General features: G+C 70.9%; 15 protein-coding genes. 12 read left to right on the top strand and 3 right to left on the bottom strand.

Annotation, left to right across the window (positions count from 1 at the left end; translation table 11 throughout):
• Positions 1–588: 588 nt before the first annotated feature.
• A complete protein-coding gene (locus SMIR_RS00125; RefSeq protein WP_212726273.1) occupies positions 589–3,543 on the top strand; it encodes a helix-turn-helix transcriptional regulator in 2,955 nt (984 codons plus the stop codon).
• Positions 3,544–3,698: 155 nt separating this feature from the next.
• On the opposite strand, the gene SMIR_RS00120 is transcribed toward SMIR_RS00125, so the two are convergent.
• Together SMIR_RS00120 and SMIR_RS00115 are read right to left on the bottom strand one after the other, a co-directional pair.
• The gene (locus SMIR_RS00120; protein WP_168498438.1) at positions 3,699–4,310 is read right to left on the bottom strand and encodes a hypothetical protein; all 612 of its coding nucleotides are present in this window, start codon (positions 4,308–4,310) and stop codon (positions 3,699–3,701) included.
• 417 nt (positions 4,311–4,727) lie between these two features.
• The gene (locus SMIR_RS00115) at positions 4,728–5,477 is read right to left on the bottom strand and encodes a DUF6585 family protein (protein ID WP_168498440.1); all 750 of its coding nucleotides are present in this window, start codon (positions 5,475–5,477) and stop codon (positions 4,728–4,730) included.
• Between the two features lie 251 nt (positions 5,478–5,728).
• On the opposite strand from SMIR_RS00115, the gene SMIR_RS00110 reads away from it, so the two are divergent.
• The 11 genes from SMIR_RS00110 (at position 5,729) to SMIR_RS00060 (ending at position 17,980) form a co-directional block, all read left to right on the top strand.
• Positions 5,729–7,717 carry a WD40 repeat domain-containing protein gene (locus SMIR_RS00110; RefSeq protein WP_212726272.1) on the top strand — a complete coding sequence of 663 codons (1,989 nt, stop codon included), beginning with the start codon at positions 5,729–5,731 and terminating at the stop codon, positions 7,715–7,717.
• Between the two features lie 304 nt (positions 7,718–8,021).
• Positions 8,022–9,083 carry a WD40 repeat domain-containing protein gene (locus SMIR_RS00105; protein ID WP_168498444.1) on the top strand — a complete coding sequence of 354 codons (1,062 nt, stop codon included), beginning with the start codon at positions 8,022–8,024 and terminating at the stop codon, positions 9,081–9,083.
• Between the two features lie 81 nt (positions 9,084–9,164).
• Complete coding sequence (locus tag SMIR_RS00100; protein WP_168498447.1) at positions 9,165–10,037, top strand: FAD binding domain-containing protein; 873 nt, start codon at positions 9,165–9,167, stop codon at positions 10,035–10,037.
• 1 nt (position 10,038) lies between these two features.
• The gene (locus SMIR_RS00095) at positions 10,039–10,566 is read left to right on the top strand and encodes a (2Fe-2S)-binding protein (RefSeq protein WP_168498449.1); all 528 of its coding nucleotides are present in this window, start codon (positions 10,039–10,041) and stop codon (positions 10,564–10,566) included.
• Positions 10,563–12,935, top strand: coding sequence for an aerobic carbon-monoxide dehydrogenase large subunit (locus SMIR_RS00090; RefSeq protein ID WP_168498451.1), 2,373 nt, complete (start codon positions 10,563–10,565; stop codon positions 12,933–12,935). The genes SMIR_RS00095 and SMIR_RS00090 overlap by 4 nt, the downstream gene beginning before the upstream one ends.
• 10 nt (positions 12,936–12,945) lie before the next feature.
• Positions 12,946–13,872 carry an XdhC family protein gene (locus SMIR_RS00085; protein ID WP_212726271.1) on the top strand — a complete coding sequence of 309 codons (927 nt, stop codon included), beginning with the start codon at positions 12,946–12,948 and terminating at the stop codon, positions 13,870–13,872.
• Positions 13,865–14,773: an AAA family ATPase gene (locus SMIR_RS00080; protein WP_212726270.1), complete on the top strand. Its 909-nt coding sequence runs from the start codon at positions 13,865–13,867 to the stop codon at positions 14,771–14,773. Before SMIR_RS00085 ends, SMIR_RS00080 begins: the two co-directional genes overlap by 8 nt.
• Positions 14,766–15,914 carry a vWA domain-containing protein gene (locus SMIR_RS00075; RefSeq protein ID WP_212726269.1) on the top strand — a complete coding sequence of 383 codons (1,149 nt, stop codon included), beginning with the start codon at positions 14,766–14,768 and terminating at the stop codon, positions 15,912–15,914. Before SMIR_RS00080 ends, SMIR_RS00075 begins: the two co-directional genes overlap by 8 nt.
• Positions 15,915–16,508: 594 nt before the next feature.
• Positions 16,509–16,928, top strand: coding sequence for an aspartate 1-decarboxylase (gene panD, locus SMIR_RS00070; protein ID WP_075030252.1), 420 nt, complete (start codon positions 16,509–16,511; stop codon positions 16,926–16,928).
• Between the two features lie 60 nt (positions 16,929–16,988).
• A complete protein-coding gene (locus SMIR_RS00065; protein WP_168498461.1) occupies positions 16,989–17,333 on the top strand; it encodes a GNAT family N-acetyltransferase in 345 nt (114 codons plus the stop codon).
• A complete protein-coding gene (locus SMIR_RS00060) occupies positions 17,333–17,980 on the top strand; it encodes an aspartate/glutamate racemase family protein (RefSeq protein ID WP_212726268.1) in 648 nt (215 codons plus the stop codon). The genes SMIR_RS00065 and SMIR_RS00060 overlap by 1 nt, the downstream gene beginning before the upstream one ends.
• A 303-nt stretch (positions 17,981–18,283) precedes the next feature.
• Here SMIR_RS00060 and SMIR_RS00055 read toward each other — a convergent pair whose 3' ends face one another.
• Positions 18,284–18,421: a hypothetical protein gene (locus SMIR_RS00055; protein WP_212726267.1), complete on the bottom strand. Its 138-nt coding sequence runs from the start codon at positions 18,419–18,421 to the stop codon at positions 18,284–18,286.
• Positions 18,422–18,524: the final 103 nt, after the last annotated feature.

Raw genomic sequence — 18,524 nt, 5'->3', positions numbered from 1 at the left:
ACCTGCAAAAACGCAGGCAGTGAGCCTAGGTCCGAGAGTATCTCCATGCTGCGCACCATGTTCAAGCCCAAGATCCAGCGTCTCGGTTTTTCTGCAGGTCGGAGCCGTGAATGCTGTGCCGGGGTCAGTAGATGATCAGCATGAGGCCGGACGGCATCCCGGCTTGCTGACCTCCCCCCGTGGCAAGGGCCTCCGTACAGCCCGGTGCCCCGCTCGGAAGGCTGATTCACCAGCGGTGCCGGTCTCCGGTCGGCAGATCCGGCGGTGCGCTCCAGTCCCCCCGCCCAAGTGGTATACCGCCGCAGGAGTGGCCGTGGCGCCGTGTGCCCCGCAGCGGAGGTGCAGGCGGCCGGCGCACTCGCTCGCTGTGCAGTCCCGAAACGGGGCGAAGCCCCCACTGATCCGCAGCGGCACGGCCTTCTCCAGTGCCACACGAAAGCACTGCCGAGCTGGGGTAGTTGCCGACTCCGGCCCTCCCGCAGGTCACCGTTCAGGCCACAAGCCGGCCAACGTTATGGCCTAATATCCGAATCGACAACAGAGGCTCCTGGCGCTCGTGTGCGCATCCATGGGAAGGGAGAGGATCACTTGCCCCCCAAGGATCCGGCCCATGAGAACGGCGCCGTTCTCGTTGGCAGACACACGCAGATCGAGTGTCTTTCCGCGGTCGTACAGGATCTGACCGACGGCCAGGGAACGGTCCTGGAGGTCACTGGTGAGCCGGGGATCGGCAAGACCACCCTGCTCGCCCTGCTCGCCGAGCGGGCAGCCGGGTCAGGGGCACTGGTGGCGCGAGCCCACGCCGCGCGCGGTACGACACAACCCGGCCAGGTCATCAGAGAGGTGCTGGATGCCCTGGAGGTGCGGGATTCCCCGATCGCCCGGGAGCTCGGCGCCGGGGCGGGTGCCGAGGTGCGGAGCGTACTGGGGCGCTGGGCGGCCCGGCGCGGCGGCGTGCTCGTTCTCGACAACGTGCATCTGTGCGACGAGCAGTCCGCGAGACTGATCGCGCAGCTCGTGCGGACACCTCCGCCCGGCCCGTTCGTCCTGGCGCTGGCGCACCGCCCGTGGCAGTCCAGCCCGGTACTCAGAGAAGCGCTCGAACACGGAGTCGAGACCGGCTCGGTCATCCGCCTGTCCCCGTCCTCCTTGGACCTCCGGGCGATATCCACCTTGCTCGGCAGCAGGGGGTCTCACACTGACACCACCTCCCGGCACGCCTTCTCCCACTCGGCGCGTGACCATGCGTACACCGAGTGGCGCGCCTTCCCGGCACCCGTGGTCGACGGCACCTACGCCGAGCAGTTGCACGCCGCTTCCGGCGGCAACCCGCGGATGCTGCGGATCCTGGTCGCGGCGCGGTGGGACCCGGACGAGTGGCCGCTGAGTCCCGGTCCGGACCGGGACGGCATGCTGCGGGAGGCCGCCTCCGTCGTCACCGAGTTGGACTCCATCACCGCTGACGCCGCGCTCTCGGTCCAGGTCGCCGCCGTTCTCGGCGATCCTTTCCTGCCGGACGACATCGCTGCGGTCTCCGATCTCGGCCTGGAACGGACCCTCGGAGCGTTCACCGAACTGGTCGAAGCGGACTTGATACGGCCGCTGCCCTGGGGCGGCGGCTACGTCTTTCGGCACCCGGTGCTCGGCCACGTCGCCCTGGAACACGCTCCGCCGTCCTTGCGCGTCAACGCCCACAGGCGGGCCCTGGATCTGCTCACCACGCGAGGAGCGTCGGCGCTCCGACGCGCCCGACAGGCCGAGCACCTGGTGGGCGCGGGCAGTGCGGAGGCCCGGCAGGTTCTGGTCGAGGGTGCGGCGGAGGCGATGGCCAAGTCCCCGGCCGTCGCTGCCCGCTGGCTGCGCCTGGCGCTGGAACACCTGCCCGCCGGGGACAGGATCAGCGCTCCCCGGGTCGTTCTGGTGCTCGACTATTGCCGGGCCCTCAGTGCCGTCGGCCGCCTGCAGGAAGCCCGTTCCCTGGTACACGATCTGCTCCGGCACCAGTCGGATCTCTCCGAGGACCTGCGGCTGAGCGCCTACGCCGTCTGCGGAGAACTGGAGCGGTTGTTGGGCCGCCACCAGGAGGCCGAAGCAGTGGTCCGGACGGCACTGGTCCTCGTACCCCGCCCACTGCCGGTTCCGCTGCCGGCGCCGGCGGCCGAACTGATCACCACATACGGGCGAGTGCAGTTGTTCCGGGGCGCCTACGGCGAAGCACGTGACGTGGTCCGCGAGGCGGCGGAGGCTGCCGGAGCCGTCGGCCCGGCGGTGCCCTACCTGAGGGCCCTGGGCGCCCTCGGCGATACGCAGCTCGGGCTGCTGCCCGAGGCAGTCGCCGAGGTCACCAAGTGTGCGCGGATCGTGGACGCCCTGCCGGACGCCGCTGCCGTCACCATGCCCGACGTCCTGGCGATGCTCGGCTGCGCGGAGTTGTTCCAGGAGCGGTTCCATGACGCCTACCGGCATCTGGAACGAGGACTGCAGGCAACCACGGGTGCCACCCGGAGGTTCATCCGGATCAACCAACTGGTGGCCCTGTGCCATCTCGACCAGCTGACGGGGCGTCTGGAGTCGCTCTGTCGCCGTGCCGGGGAGGCCGAGCTGCTAGCCCGGATGAGCGGGGCCGACGAAGCCGCCGGAATCGCCATGATCCTGCGGGCGACGGGGCTGCTGTGGACACGCCCACGGCGGGACACCGAAAGGCTGCTCGAACTCGCCGGGGAAGGACTTTCCCTCGCCTTGCGCAAGCGGGGCTGGCGGGCAGCCGTAGCGGTCGGCCTGCGCGCCCACGCCCAGTTCCTCGGCGGGGACCCGGCAGGCTGTCTGCGCACCCTCGTCGAGGAGGGCGGCCCGCAACTGCAGCGGTTGCTGCGGGCCTGGCAGCCCTCTCTTCTGGCCCTCGCCTCCGTCGCTGCACTGCGTTGCGGTGACATCGACGCCGCACGCGACTGGGCCAGGACGGGGGAGGCCGTGGCCGAGCAGTTGGGACTGCCGCTGCAACAGCAACACGTGCGCAGAGCCCGGGCCGCGCTCCACGCCGCCGAGGGAGAACACCACCTGGCGGCAGGGCTGTTTCACGAGGCTGCGGAGTCGTTCCGCCGCGCGGGCCTGCCGGTGGAACACGCCTGGACCCTGGTGACCGGGGCGCCTTCGGTCCACGCGGCCCATGGCACCCAGCCGGCGATGGAGTGGCTCGACATGGCGGGAAAAGCGGCTCGGGCCTGTGGCGCACAGCGGATCCTTGAGGAGGCGGCAAAGGTCAGGTCCCTGCTGCCGGCGTCCTGCGCCGCCACCGGTACGGCGGTCGCAACGACGCAGGACGCGAGCACCCCGGCGACGATGGTCCTTCTCACCGAGCGGGAGCGGGAGATCGCGGAACTGGCGGCAGGGGGCAAACGCACCAAGGAGATCGCAGAGCAGCTCTTCGTCAGCATCAGGACGGTCGAAACCCACCTCGGGCGTATCTACCGCAAGCTCGACATCTCCTCCCGGGCGGCACTGCCGCGCGCACTCGGCCGAGTGGTCCACCGGCCGACCGCCTGACCGGTCGCTCTGGTCCCACCTCGTCGCCGGTGGTCCCGCGGCCTCGTCGCGCAGGTGATGACCATGACCGTGCTGACGAGCCTCCTCGTGCCCGGTCTGACCCACGGCCCGCTCGCCGCCCGGTCCGACGGCCAGGCCGTCCGCTTTGCTGCCGGTCAGGAACGCAGCTCGGGCAGCAGTGCCCGGACGGTCTCGGCCATGGCCGGCCAGGCCGCCGTGACCTGTTGATCCGTCAGGGGTGCAAGGCTCTGCACCTGGACCTCGCACTCCAGGTTGCTGTCCCGAACCAGTAGCCGAAGGTCGTTACGGAACGGTGCGGCCTCCTTGACGTTCTCGTAGCGGAAGGCCCCCCGGCCAAGACCCGGCTCCCGCACCACCGGGCCTCTGGCCTCCTGCGGTGCCGAGGACAGCCGGTACGTGTACTGCTTGATCGCGGCGGCGACGTCCTTCCATGCGGTGCAGTAGACGATCGAACGGCCATCCACCTTCGTGCCGGCCGTCCTGAAGCCCTGCAGGCAGGCGGCGCCGCTGGCGGTCGCCGGATCGGAGCCGGTCCGCTCCCCCTTCGTCGGACCGGCCGTCGGCGCGACGGCGGCAGTCAGCGGGCCGAAGTCGACCTTCGGGCAGAGGTCCGTCGGCGGACGGTAGTCGCCCGGCCCGTTCGTCGGTCGGGCATCCGCCGCCGGCGTGGCTCCGGCGTGGGCGGATGCCTTCCCGTCGCCGCTGCCACACCCGACCAGTGAGCCAAGGACGAGCAGCGCGCCCATACCCCATCTCGCTGAACGAATGCCTCTGCCCGTAAGCCTCACGACGTCCTGGGCAGCTCGCCGCCCTTGGGACAACCCCATGTTCTCTCCCTTCAGCGCCGTCCCGCCCGCGACCAACGGCGTCATCACCATCGCAAAGCGCAGTCCCGGATCCATCTGGGGAAACACGGAATCCTCTACGTAGGGAACGGGACGGGTACCGCCGGCTTGCCTCGGCCGACGACGATCAGCGCCTCCAGCAAGGCGCTGCCAGGCATCAGCGTCGCCCCTGGCGGCCCTGTCAGCGCTCGCCCGAGCTGCGAGGCGCACGTTCGCTGGACGGCCGAAGCAAGACCATCCCACCCGTGCCAGACCGTCGGTGCACTCCCAACGCCAGGCCGTTGACCAGCAAAAAAATCCAGAAGTTCCGCTGGAGCGTCAGGCGGCGGACTGCTCGTGCAGGTTGTGGGCGACCGCCAGGAACAGGTGCAGGTTCGTGATGTCCTTGGCCAGGTGGTGGGACCAGCGGACGGGGTCGCCCGAGGAGTCGGTGGTCATGACGCGGACCAGGCCGCCCGCGGCACGGACCTCCCTGACCTCCGGCCAGGGCAGGTTGCCCTTCCCACGGGCGTACACGGCCGTGCGGGAGAGCGAGAGCGCTCCGAACGGGACCGTGCCGCCCTCGCGAAGCGTCTCCAGCACGGCCGGTCCCTGCGCGCGTACTACCGCGTCCTGCATCTGGGGACCCCAGACGTCGGGATCCTCGTAGAACTCTGTGATCCGCACCGCCCCCTGGCCAGGGGCGCTTGCCGAGTAGACGTATCTGGTCGGTGCGGGGAGTCCGTTGATGACCAGCTGGATGATCTCCTGCTGGAGGCGCAGGGAGTCCCAGCGCAGGGCCACCGGGTCGCCGCCGGACGGCGGGTGCACGACCAGCCCCTCGTCGAACAGGTGCAGCCGCTGGGCGGCCCGCTTCCGGCTGAAATCGGGGAAGCGGCGCATGAAGAACCAGTAGTACAGCAGTCCGGGGACCAGGAAGAGCGACATGAGCATGAGGCAGTTGAAGACATGGGCGGCGAACGCCACCCGACGCAGGCGCTTCGGCGCGAACACGCCCTGGAGCGCCCCCAGCCGATGGCGGGCGGCCAGGTCGGCGACCTCGGCCGACGCGGGGGTGAGTGGAGTCATGAGGACGAGCCTCCGAGCCGCCTCCACACGTGACAACCGTGGATCTACGTAAATCGGTTACGTATCTTCCGCGCCGGTTGCCGGCCGACCCGGTGGCCGACATCAATGGGCGCCCCCCCCGTGCCGGACGTCGGTGGCGAGGTCCGTGGCTGGGCCGATTCGTCAAGATCGTCGGATCGTTGGTCGGGTGTGCCGTTGACTGACGCGCAGTGGGCGCGGATTGAGCCGGTGGGGCGGTTACCGTACCGGTCATGTCTGATGCTCTTCAGGATTACGGCCCACGAGAACTCAACCTGGTGTGGGAAAGGCCGGCGGGTCGGGTGCGGCCTTCGGCGACGTTGCGTGGGTTCAGGGACGGTCTGGGTGTGGCGGTCGTCGTGCCCGTCGGGGACGGCCGCGTCCTGCTGGCCGCGTCGGGTGACGACGAAGAAGACGACGTGGTGCGGCTGTGGGACTTGGTGACCGGCGAGCAGGTGGGTGGCCCCCTGCGGGAGAACTCGAAACAGGGTGGGCTCGTCATCGCGATGGTGGCCCTGCCGTTCGCCGGCGGGCACACCCGGCTTGCCACGGCGCACTACGACGAGGACGACGACGGGCATGTGGTGTACCTGTGGGACACGGTCACCGGCGAGCAGGTCGGCGGGCCGCTGCCAGGCCCGGAATGTGCGTCGAATCTGGTCGCCGTACCCACGCCGGACGGGCGGAACCTGCTGGCCATCACCCCCCACGACGAGGAAGACGTGTGGCTGTGGGACGCGGCCACAGCCGAGCGGGCTGTCGGTCCGCTGAGCGCCCCCGCGGGTGTGGACGACCCGAGCGCGATGACGGCGGTGACGCTCGCCGACGGCCGTACGCTGCTGGCCACCGCCCATGGTCACGGGGAAGGCGCCGTGGTGTGCCTGTGGGACCCGGTGACGGGCGAGCTGGTTCAGACACTGCTGTGCCCGCACGAGGACGAGGGCTGGCCGAGCGGACTGGCGGCGGTGCCGCTGCCCGACGGACGCAGCGTGCTGGCCTTGTCCTTCAATGACGACGACCACGAGACGGTGCGGCTGTGGGACGTGGCAACCGGTGCTCCGGTCGGCGGGCCCATCACCGGTCCCGGTCTGCACCCCGTCCCTATGGCCGACGGGACGACACTGCTGGCGATCGGGTCGGGACTGTGGGACCCGGCATCCGGGCGCCGAATCGGTGACCTGGGGACGAACGGTGTCCCCGCCGCAGTGGCAGCGGTTCCGTTGCCGGACGGCCCCACACTGCTCGCGGGAGAAGTACCCAGTGGTGCGGTCTGGTTGTGGGACCCCACCACAGTGGAGCCACCGACCGAGCCGGAGGAAGTCGGCTGGGGCGGCCTTGTGGCACCTGTGACGGTCCCCGGCGGGCGAACGCTGCTCGCCACCCGCAGCGACATCACTGTCTGGTTGTGGGACCTGCGCACCGGCGAAGCCGCCGGGCAGCTGCACACCGGCGATACGGATGTCCTGACGGCGATGGCGGCCGCGCCCCTGCCGGACGGGCGCACCGTCCTCGTCACCGGCCGCAGGAGCGGCGCCCTCCAGTCATGGGACCTGGCGACGGGCGGGCTGGTCGGTTTGTTGCCGCCCGGCCGCACCAGCGCGATCGTCACCATGGTGCCGATCACGACGCCCGACGGACGGGTACTCATAGCCACTGGTAGTCACTCGGGCATCATCCGTCTTCGTGACCCCGAGACCTGTGAAACCGCGAGTGATGTTTTCAACCGGCCCGACCGACCACCGCTCGTACTGGGCTGCGTTCCGATGCCGGACGGACGCACTCTCCTGGCAAGCAGCGAAGCCACCCCCGCCCGGGGCGGCGGGAAGGCGGTCCGGCTGTGGGACCCGGCCACGGGTCTACCGGTCGGCGCCCCCTTCGAAAACCACCGGCACGTGGAGCACCTCGCGGCCATGCCCTTGGCGGACGACCGGACTCTCCTGGCAGTTCGAGACTTCGACGGCTCGATCCGAGTCTGGGATGCCGGCAGCCGTCAACTCGTGGGCGAACTCACGGGCGGCCCGATGGCCGTGATCGCTGCGTCCGGCGGGCACCCCCTACTGGCCGTCACCAGGCGGGGCGCGATCGAGCTGTGGGATCCCCTGACCTGCCAATGGGTGGGCTCCCGTCTCCTGGAGCGACCGATCAAGGCCCTGGCCGGTGTCGGGTCGAATCTGGTCGTCGGATGCACCGACGGCCTTGCCGTTGTCGACCTCGTCAGCTGAAAAGCCGCGCTCCGGGGTCGGTGCGCACACTCGGCGTGACTGTTACGGCCACTGGTTCCTGGCCCGTCCCACGCCAACCGGGGCACGGGCGTGACCTCGCCCCGCGGTGCTCGGCGCATCCCAGTGTTGGCCACCGCCCGGGCATCGGGCCCGGCTGGTGGGGGTGCGTGGAAGTACGTATGTTGCTACGGGAATTTGCTCTGGTGCGTGCCGCGAGGCGGGTGGGGCGGTTACGGTTCCGGTCTTGTCTGGTGATCCTCAAAGCGATGGTCAGGCCCGTGAATTCGCGGCGGTGGGTGGGCGGTTGACCGATCCGGGGTGGCTGGTGAAGGGCGACCCGGAGCAGGTCCTGGCGGCGTTGGACGGCGCTGCCGGGCCAGAGGAGGTGTTGGCGGCTGCCGTGTACCGGGCGTCAGGGCATGTGCACCGTGACGCCGGTGCGGGGGTACGGCGGCAGGTACTGGCGCTGGACGCCGCCCGGTATGGAGACCGGGAGTTGGCGAGAGACATCGCCGAGGTAGCAGGCTGCCAGGAGACCGACAACCCCTGGGCCGTGCAGTGGGCGACCGGTACCGGCCTGGACTCCCGGCTGCGGTATGCGTTGCCTGCGCCGGCCGGGGTGGGTGTGGTGGCGACTGTGGTCGTGGAGGACCGTGGACTCGCTGTCGCCGGCTGCGAGGACGGCACGCTGCACTGGTGGGATCTGGCAACGGGCAGGAAGCTCGGCAAGGCCGTGACCGAGCACACCGGCGCGGTGCGTGCTCTGACGACGGCGGTGCCGGACGGCCGTTCCGTTGCTGTGACCAGCGGCTCCGAGGGGACGGTCCGGGTGTGGGACCTCGCTGAGGGAGAACTGGTCGGTGCGTTCCGCGCCAACGACGACTCCTGGGTCACATCGCTCGCCACCGGACTGGTCGAGGGCCGGCCGGTCGTGGTCGGCGGCAGCACCGACGGCGTGGTGCGGGTGTGGGATCTGGCCGCCCTCACCCGGCGCGGTGAGCTCTTGACCATTCACACCGGCACCGTGTCCGCTCTGGCGACGGCGACGCTGGAGGGCCGTCCCGTCGCTGTCACCGGTCACTCCCACGGAACCGTCCGGGCGTGGGACCTGGTCTCGGGACAGGAGTTCGGCGCCCGGAGCGACCACGCCGAGGAGTCTCGCGTAGTCACAGACCCGGCGTCCGACCGCCCGATGGCCGCCGGCAGTGACGGCGACGAGCAGGTACGCGTCTGCGTCACCCCGGACTCGCTCACGTCCAGAGTCCGCGCCGCGGCGCTCACCGAACCGAGCCGGGCAACCAGCACGAAGGAGCCCAGCCGTGTGACCGCCGCCATCCCATTTTCTCGCGTTTGGGTAGATAAGTGAATGTTTATCCATCCATTGCGTGATCGGTGCGGACGAGCGCAGCATGAATGAACACTGGGAACAGCGTTCCAGGAGGGCCCGATGCAGGTTCCAGCTGCCTTCCAGTACGAGACGGCCACCAGCCTCGAGCAGGCGATCGAGCTGCTCACACGGTATGGCCCCGAGGCCCGCGTGGTGGCGGGCGGACACAGCCTGCTGCCGATGATGAAGCTGCGGCTGGCCCAGCCCGAAGCCCTGATCGACATCAACGGCCTCGGCGAGCTGGCGTTGATCCGGGTGGACGGGCACGACCTTTCCGTCGGAACGATGGTCCGCCACGCGGAGCTGCTCGCCTCGCCGGTCGTCGGCGAGCACTTCCCCATCCTGCGGGACGCGGAACGAGTCATCGCCGATCCGCTCGTACGCAACCGCGGTACCGTGGGCGGCTCGCTGTGCCAGGCCGATCCCTCGGAGGACCTGTCCGCGGCGTTCTCGGCACTGCGGGCGACCCTTGTCGCCCAAGGCCCCGGCGGCAGGCGCACCATCGGGATCAGGGAGTTCTTCCGCGGGCCGTACGAGACCGCGCTGAACGAAGCGGAGCTTCTGGTGGAGATCCGCGTGCCCATCCGTTCACACGCCAGCGCCTACCGCAAGGTCGAGCGCCGGGTCGGCGACTGGGCGGTCGTCGCCGCGGGAGCGGTGCTGGAGATCTCCGACGGGGTCATCACCGAGGCCGGGATCGGGCTGACCGCGGTGGGTGCCCCACGGTTCGTGGCCGAGCAGGCCGAGGACTTCCTGCGCGGTGGACGGCCGGACGACGAGGTCTTCGCCGAGGCGGGCCGGATCGCCTCGCGGGAGTGCAGGCCGACGGCCGACCAGCGCGGCCCGGTCGACTACAAGCGGCATCTGGTCGGGGTGCTCACCACGCGGGCGCTGCGCGCCGCCGCCGCACGTGCCCAGGGGCAGGAGGCGTGACATGCGGATCACCGTGACCGTGAACGGCGAGCAGCACACGAGGGACGTGGAACCCAGACTGCTGCTCGTTCACTTCCTGCGCGACGAACTCGGACTCACCGGCACCCACTGGGGCTGCGACACCTCCAACTGCGGGGTGTGCACCGTCTGGCTGGACGGGACGCCGGTCAAGTCCTGCACCGTGCTCGCCGTGATGGCCGACGGCCATGAGGTGGGGACCGTAGAAGGCTTGGCGCACGGGGCCGAACTCGACCCGGTACAGCAGGGATTCGTCGCCTGCCACGGGCTGCAGTGCGGTTTCTGCACGCCGGGAATGATGATGACCGCCCGCTGGCTGCTCGACCACAACGCGGATCCGTCGGAGGAGGACATCCGCGAGGCCATCTCCGGACAGATGTGCCGCTGCACCGGTTACGAGAACATCGTGCGCTCCATCCGCTGGGCTGCCGAGCACGGCGGCGGGGCGCAGACTGCGGACGCAGACGCGGCCACCGAGTCGGCGCCCGGCCGCGAGGAGGTGCGGGCATGACGACCACCGAGGAACGGCCGGTCGGTTTCGGACGGATGCCCCGCAAGGAGGACGCGCGGTTCGTCCGCGGCCACGGGACCTACGTCGACGACGTCCGGCTGCCCGGGATGCTGTACGGCGCCATCCTGCGCAGCCCGCTGGCGCACGCCAGGATCGTGTCCGTCGACACCAGCGCCGCCGACGCGCACCCGAAGGTCAAGGCCGTGATCACCGGGGAGACGCTGGCCGGACTCGGGCTGGCCTGGATGCCCACACTCTCGTACGACACCCAGGCGGTGCTCGCCACCGACAAGGTGCGCTTCCAGGGCCAGGAGGTCGCCTTCGTCGTCGCCGAGGACCGCTACGCCGCCCGGGACGCCCTCGAGCTGATCGACGTGGAGTACGAACCGCTCCCGCCAGTAGTCGATGCCCGCCGGGCGCTCGACCCGGACGCGCCGGTGATCCGCGACGACAAGGACCATCAGACCGACAACCACATCTTCGACTGGTCGGCGGGCGACAAGGAGTGCACCGACGAGGTCTTCGCGGCCGCCGACGTCGTGGTGAAGCAGGACATGCTGTACCCGCGGGTGCACCCGGCGCCGCTGGAGACCTGCGGCACCGTGGCGGACATGGACGCCATCACCGGGAAGCTGACCGTGTGGTCCACCACCCAGGCCCCGCACGCCCACCGCACGATCTACGCGATGGTGGCCGGCATCCCGGAGCACAAGATCCGGATCATCTCCCCGGACATCGGGGGCGGCTTCGGCAACAAGGTCGGCATCTACCCCGGTTACGTGTGCGCGGTCGTCGGATCGATCGTCACCGGCAAGCCGGTGAAATGGGTGGAGGACCGCTCGGAGAACCTGATGAGCACCTCCTTCGCCCGCGACTACCACATGCACGGCGAGATCGCGGCGACGAAGGAGGGGAAGATCCTGGGCCTGCGCGTCCAGGTGATCGCCGATCACGGCGCGTTCAACGCCACCGCGCAGCCGACGCAGTTCCCCGCCGGCTTCTTCGGCGTCTTCACCGGCTCGTACGACCTGGCCGCCGCACACTGCACCGTGACCGGCGTCTACACCGACAAGGCCCCCGGCGGCGTCGCCTACGCCTGCTCGTTCCGCGTCACCGAGGCCGTGTACCTGGTCGAGCGGATGGTCGACTTGCTCGCGGACAGGCTCGGCACGGACCCGGCCGAGCTGCGGATGCGCAACCTGCTGCGGCCCGAGCAGTTCCCGTACAAGACGCTGACGGGGTGGGAGTACGACTCCGGCGACTACCCCCGCGCCCTGCGGCTGGCCATGGACATCGCGCACTACGAGGACCTGCGCCGGGAGCAGGCAGAAAAACGCGAGCGCGGCGAGCTGATGGGCATCGGGGTCAGCTTCTTCACCGAGGCCGTCGGCGCGGGCCCGCGCAAGCACATGGACATCCTCGGACTGGGCATGGCCGACGGCGCCGAACTGCGCGTTCACCCGACCGGCAAGGCCGTCCTGCGGATCTCCGTACAGACCCAGGGGCAGGGCCACGAGACGACCTTCGCGCAGATCGTCGCCGAGGAACTGGGCATCCCGCCCGACGACGTCGAGGTGGTGCACGGCGACACCGACCAGACCCCGTTCGGGCTCGGAACCTACGGATCCCGCTCGACACCGGTGTCCGGAGCAGCAACCGCGATGGTCGCCCGCAAGGTGCGCGAACGCGCGAAGATCGTCGCCTCCGCGATGCTCGAAGTGAGCCCGGACGACCTGGAATGGGAGAAGGGCCGCTGGTTCGTCACGGGCGACCCCGACCAGGGCAGGACCATGACCGAGATCGCGCTCGCCGCGCACTCCACCCTGGAACTCCCGGAGGGCGTCGAGGGCCACTTGGACGCGACCTGTGTCTACAACCCGCCGAACCTCACCTTCCCCTTCGGCGCATACATATGCGTCACCGATGTGGACGCGGACACCGGCCAGGTGAAGGTCCGCCGGTTCATCGCCGTGGACGACTGCGGCAACCGGATCAACCCCATGATCGTCGAAGGGCAGGTGCACGGCGGACTCGCCGACGGCGTCGGCATGGCGCTGATGCAGGTGATCGCCTTCGACGAGGACGGCAACTGCCTCGGCGGGTCGTTCATGGACTATCTCTTGCCCACCTCGGTCGAGTGCCCGTCCTGGGAGCTCGGCGAGACCGTCACCCCCTCTCCGCATCACCCCATCGGAGCCAAGGGCGTCGGCGAGTCCGCCACGGTGGGCTCGCCCGCCGCGGTGGTCAACGCCGTGGTCGACGCGCTGAAGCCGCTCGGCGTACGCCATGTCGACATGCCGCTGACGCCCGCTGCGGTGTGGCGGGCCGCCCAGGGCCGGCCGCTGCGCACCGACCTGGCGATCACCTGAGGCCCCCGCGATGACGAACACCGAACTGCTGACCCGCGCGGACGTGCTCCGGCACGGCCGGACCCCGTTCGTCCTGGCCACTGTCGTCCACGCGGAACGGCCGACGAGTGCCAAGCCCGGGGACAGCGCGTTGGTGCTGCCTGACGGCACCGTCGAGGGTTTCGTGGGCGGCACATGCGCCGAGACGACGGTGCAACTGCAGGGCCTGCGGGTGCTGGCGACCGGCGAATCGCTGCTGCTGAGGATCACGCCCGCCGCGGACAGCGGGGCCGAAGGCGCGCAGGAGCCGGGCGAAGGCCTGGTCACGGTGGCCAATCCCTGCCTGTCGGGCGGGACGCTGGACATCTTCCTGGAGGCCAACCTCCCGCCGGCGCTGGGGTACGTCTACGGACACGCCCCCATCGCCCGCGCTCTGCTCGACGTCGGTCGTGTGCTCGGCCTCGACGCCCGGCCGGCCTCGCCCGGGGAGCCGCTGCCGCCCGATCTGGACGTCGTCGTCATCGCCACCCACGGCCGCGACGAGGAGACCGTACTGATCGAGGCCGCACGCGCCGGGATTCCGTACATCGGGCTGGTGGCCAGTCCGAAGCGCGGCGCGGCGGTGCTCACCGGGCTGCGGCTCACCGAGGAACAACGCGCGCGCGTCCACACCCCGGCCGGCCTGGACATCGGCGCACGGACCCCGGCGGAGATCGCGCTGTCGGTGTACGCCGAGATCATTGCCTTGCGGCCGCAGGCGGCCCGGGCCGCGCGCCCCGGCGCCGACTCCGCCGCACCGCAGGCCGTGGCCGAGGGCGTGGATCCCGTGTGCGGCATGACCGTGGTGATCACGCCCGCCAGCCTCTCACTGGACCGGGCCGGCAGCAGGGTGTACTTCTGCGGCCCGGGGTGCCAGCACGCCTTCGCCGACGACCCTTCCCGGTACGCGCATGCCTGACCTCGACCCCCTCGTACCCGATGTCCCCGCCCTGCGCTCGCGTCTGGACACGGTCGGCTACCTGGCCGACGACGCCCTGGCCACGGCGCTGCTGCTGGCCGTGCGCATGCGGCAGCCGATCCTGCTGGAGGGCGAGCCCGGCGTCGGCAAGACCGAGGCGGCCCGTGCCCTCGCCGCCGTGCTCGACACGCCGCTCATCCGGCTGCAGTGCTACGAGGGACTGTCCTCGGCCGAAGCCCTCTACGAGTGGAACTATCCACGGCAACTGCTGGCCATCCGACTGGCCGAGTCCCGCGGGGAGCCCCTCCGGGACGCCGACCTGTTCGCCGAGGACTACCTGCTGCCACGGCCGCTGCTCGCCGCGATCTGCCACCCGGGACCGCGGCCGGCGGTGCTGCTCATCGACGAAGTGGACCGCGCCGACGACGAGTTCGAGGCGTTCCTGCTGGAACTGCTCGCAGACGCCGCGGTCACCATCCCCGAACTAGGCACCCGGACGGCCGCGGTACCGCCGGTGGCCGTACTGACGTCCAACCGCACCCGGGATCTGCACGACGCGCTCAAACGCCGCTGCCTGTATCACTGGATCGACTACCCGGACACCGCACGGGTCGCCGCGATCATCCGCAGGCGGGTGCCGGAGGCGGCCGAGTGGCTGGCCGCGCGCGTGGCGATCGGGGTGGCACGCCTGCGCGCTCGGCAGGGACTCACCAAGCCACCCGGCATCGCCGAGGCGATCGACTGGGCGGGCGCGCTGCACACGTTGGGGCTCTCCGTGCTCGACGCCGACGCCGCCGACCGGACCCTGGGGGCGGTACTCAAGTACGCCGAGGACCTGGCGGCCGTGCGCGGGGCCGGCCTGGCGGAGCTGATCGACGCGGAGGCCGGCTCCGATGCCTGACCTGCCGGAACTGGCAGCCTCGTTCACCGCCGCCCTGCACGACGCGGGGATCGCGGTGGGCCCCGACCGCACCCGGAGCTTCGCCCGGGCGCTCACCCTGCTGGCACCGTCGACGACGCGCGAGCTGCGGCACTGCGCGCTCGCCACCCTGGTGTCCGACCCGGAGCAGATCGAGCCGTTCGACGCGGTCTTCCGCGAGGTCTTCGGCGGCCCGGCCGACAGCGGAGCACCGCGCGGGCAACCCGGCGACCCGCCCCGAACGCTCCCGAACACCGTTGCGGGCCGCGTCCCGGGCACCCGGAAGGACACCGTCGACGGACGAGACCGGGATGCCGACGCACAGCCGCAGAAGGCTCCCGTACCTTTCGCCGCCAGTCCGCTCGACCGTCTCGCGGGCCGCGACTTCGCGGACCTGTCCGCCGAGGAACTGGCGCGGCTCTCCGAGGTGATGCGCACCCTCGTGCTGCGCACCCCGACCCGGCCGTCCCGGCGGCGCCGCACCGCGCACCACGGTGCGCGCATCGACGTGCGCCGCACCCTCTCCGTCAGCCGGCGCACCGGCGGATACCCGCTGCGACTACGCCGCTTCGTGCGCCGCGCCCGCCCCCGCGACCTCATTGTGCTCTGCGACATCTCCGGATCGATGGAGCCCTATGCCCGCGCGATGCTCCAACTGCTCTACTGTGCCGCCCGTGCCGCCCACGCCGAGGTCTTCACCTTCGCCACCCGGCTCACACGCCTCACGCCCGTCCTCCGGCGGGCCGGGCCGGACGACGCCTTGGCACGGGCCGGACGGGTGGCCCCGGACTGGTCCGGGGGTACCCGGATCGCCGACTGCCTGGCGGAGTTCAACGAGCGGTTCGGCCGGCGCGGCATGGCGCACGGCGCCGTGGTCGCCATCATCTCCGACGGCTGGGACACCGGAGCGCCCGCCGACCTCGCCACTCAGATGGCGCGGCTGTCCCGGGTCGCCTACCGCGTCGTGTGGGTCAACCCGCGTACGGCAAGCCCGCGCTACCGTCCGCTCGTGGGCGGCATGGCTGCGGCACTGCCCTACTGCGACGCCGTCGTCAGCGCCCACAACCTCGCGGCCCTGGACGACTTCACCGCTGTTCTGTCCGCCCCGCGCCGCCGCCGATGACCCTGCCCTTCGCATGCCGGGCCTCGAAGGCGCCGAGAGGCCGGGGCCGAGGCAACACGTGCTCAGTCGACAATGGTCCGGACTTCCCCCACTCCGCCCCGCCGCCGATCGCTGTTCGTCCGCTTCGCGGGTCGCCACAGGTCTGACGGCTTGACCTTGATGTCCGCGCCGCATCGGTTGCGGATGACCGGAACCATGACGCGAACCATGACGCGGGAAATCCAGCGGCACGCGCCCGTGAGGGCGGTTGGTCACGGGCGGCCAGTGCCGTCGGCGAGTGACGTGGCCCGGTTGGCACGCGCTACTGCTCTGCGCGCCGTCCCGCGCAGGGCATCAGGGGCACGTGACGGAGATCTCGATGCGTCGGCGGTGTCCTGGTCCCTACCCTGATCCCGTTCATTGGCCGCGGCTGAGGAGTGGACTCGTGCACAGCCTTCAGCCCATGGCTGATGCCATGTCAGTGAACTCGGCAAGCGGTCAGTGAGAGGCCCGAATCCGCGGATGAATGTCCGCCGGAGAGCCCTCCGCTGTAGGGTGCAAGAACAGCCCTTGACCTGCACAAAGCAGGCAGGGAGCGAATTTCGGGAGTGCTGAATGCTTCGTACCGTATTCAAGTCCAAGATCCACCGTGCCACCGTCACCCAGGCCGACCTGCACTACGTCGGATCCGTCACGATCGACGCCGACCTGCTCGACGCCGCGGATCTGCTGCCGGGTGAGCTCGTGCACATCGTCGACATCACCAACGGCGCCCGGCTGGAGACGTATGTCATCGAGGGCGAGCGTGGTTCCGGGGTCGTCGGGATCAACGGGGCGGCGGCCCATCTCGTGCATCCCGGAGATCTGGTGATCATCATCAGTTACGCTCAGGTCTCCGACGCCGAGGCGCGGGCACTGCGGCCGAGGGTCGTGCACGTGGACCACGACAACCGGATCGTGGCCCTCGGCGCCGATCCGTCCGAACCGGTGCCGGGCTCGGACCAGGAGCGCAGCCCGCAGGCGGTCACCGTCTGAACCCCGGGCCCGGGGCAGCGGCTGGGCAGACAGACGACCCGAGGACGCGAGGAGTTGCCCATGAGCGACATGGAGATCCGCGACGACCGTGCGGGCGGCCGCCTGGAGGCCTTCGCCGGGGACGAAGTCGTCGGCCACATCGAGTACTTCGTCCTTGAGGCCCCAGAGCGTGCCCTCGTCCCCGTGCACACCATCGTGGAACCCGAGCACGAGGGGAAGGGCATCGCGGGCTCCCTCGCCCGTGAGCTGTACGGCATCGCCGCGCGCGAGGGCGTCGTGGTCGCGCCCCTGTGCCCGTACGTCGTGAAGTGGGCGGCGCGCCACCCCGAGGAGGCTCCGGCGGCCGACCCGGAGCTGCTCGGGGCGGCGGCGGAGTGGCTCAAGACGCACCCCGGGCGCTTCTGATGAACCGATCGGGTCCTCTCGCCCTGCTGCACACCTCGCCCCTGCACATCCCCGTCTTCGACGCGCTGCGCGACGAGGACCACCAGGGGCTGGAACTGTGGCACCTGGTGGACGAGGAACTGTTGGCCCGGGCCCGGAGCGAGGGCCCGGCCGCGGTGGCCGGCGAGGTGCGGGCGGCGCTCGACCGGGCGGTCGCCGACGGGGCGCGTGCCGTGCTGTGTACCTGCTCGACCATCGGCGCCGTCGCAGAGGAGGCGGGCGCCGGGGTACCCGTGCTCCGGGTGGACCGTCCGATGGCCGCCGCCGCGGTCGCCACGGGCCCTCGGGTGGTGGTCGTCGCGACGTCGGACAGCACCTTGGGGCCGACGGCCGCCCTCGTCGAGGAGGAGGCCCGCGCCGCCGGGCGTTCCGTACAGGTTCGTACGCTGCTGGTCGACGGGGCCTGGGCTCGTTTCGAGGCGGGCGACATCGACGGGTACGTCCGCAGCGTGGCGGCGGCCGCCGACTCGGTCACCGACGCCGACGCGATCGTCCTCGCCCAGGCGTCGATGACCCCGGCCCAGCGGCTGACCACGACCGCGGTCCCGGTACTGTCCAGCCCCCGCCCGGGGCTCGCGGCCGGCGCGGACGCGGTGCGCCACGGGTAGACGCGGCATGGGCGGACGTGTCATGGCCGGACGTGCCATGGACGGACACGCCACCGGTGGACCGGCCGGGTCCGTCTGGTCCAACTGGTCCGCACGCCTTGCGCGACGGGGTGACTGGGGGAGCGGTGGCCGGGTACGCGTGGGACAAGTCCAGGGCCGACGTATCGACTGGCTGGAGGACACCATGACGCATCCGAACCCCGATCCGGTACAACCGGGTCCCACGCCCGGGCCGGGCCCCGACCGCCCGCAGCCCTTCCCGGACCCCCACCCCTTCCCGGACCCGACCCCGGATCCGGGCCCTCACCCCGCACCGAAGCCCACCCCTCCGCCGTCCCCGGTGCCGAAGCCGCCGGGGCCCGAGCCGACCCCGCCGAGCCCCGGCCCGGTGCCGCCGGGTCCCGAGCCGGTACCGAACCCCGAACCGGGACCCCCGCTCACGTGAACAGTCGAGCGAACGGGTGAACGGATGAACGGCTTATCGTCGGAGGCCGTCACACCCCGGGTTCCAGGGATGTGACGGCCTCGGCGGCGCGGAATACCC

This window comes from Streptomyces mirabilis, assembly GCF_018310535.1.
Classification (GTDB): Bacteria; Actinomycetota; Actinomycetes; order Streptomycetales; family Streptomycetaceae; genus Streptomyces.
The sequence above is the reverse complement of the archived record's forward strand: the minus strand, read 5'-3'. Positions and strand labels throughout refer to the sequence as shown.

Coding starts and splice junctions, on each gene's coding strand:
- SMIR_RS00120 (WP_168498438.1), bottom strand. CDS start 4,310: ATGGGCGCGCTGCTCGTCCTTGGCTCACTGGTCGGGTGTGGCAGCGGC.
- SMIR_RS00115 (WP_168498440.1), bottom strand. CDS start 5,477: ATGACTCCACTCACCCCCGCGTCGGCCGAGGTCGCCGACCTGGCCGCC.
- SMIR_RS00110 (WP_212726272.1), top strand. CDS start 5,729: ATGTCTGATGCTCTTCAGGATTACGGCCCACGAGAACTCAACCTGGTG.
- SMIR_RS00100 (WP_168498447.1), top strand. CDS start 9,165: ATGCAGGTTCCAGCTGCCTTCCAGTACGAGACGGCCACCAGCCTCGAG.
- SMIR_RS00095 (WP_168498449.1), top strand. CDS start 10,039: ATGCGGATCACCGTGACCGTGAACGGCGAGCAGCACACGAGGGACGTG.
- SMIR_RS00090 (WP_168498451.1), top strand. CDS start 10,563: ATGACGACCACCGAGGAACGGCCGGTCGGTTTCGGACGGATGCCCCGC.
- SMIR_RS00085 (WP_212726271.1), top strand. CDS start 12,946: ATGACGAACACCGAACTGCTGACCCGCGCGGACGTGCTCCGGCACGGC.
- SMIR_RS00080 (WP_212726270.1), top strand. CDS start 13,865: ATGCCTGACCTCGACCCCCTCGTACCCGATGTCCCCGCCCTGCGCTCG.
- SMIR_RS00075 (WP_212726269.1), top strand. CDS start 14,766: ATGCCTGACCTGCCGGAACTGGCAGCCTCGTTCACCGCCGCCCTGCAC.
- panD (WP_075030252.1), top strand. CDS start 16,509: ATGCTTCGTACCGTATTCAAGTCCAAGATCCACCGTGCCACCGTCACC.
- SMIR_RS00065 (WP_168498461.1), top strand. CDS start 16,989: ATGAGCGACATGGAGATCCGCGACGACCGTGCGGGCGGCCGCCTGGAG.
- SMIR_RS00060 (WP_212726268.1), top strand. CDS start 17,333: ATGAACCGATCGGGTCCTCTCGCCCTGCTGCACACCTCGCCCCTGCAC.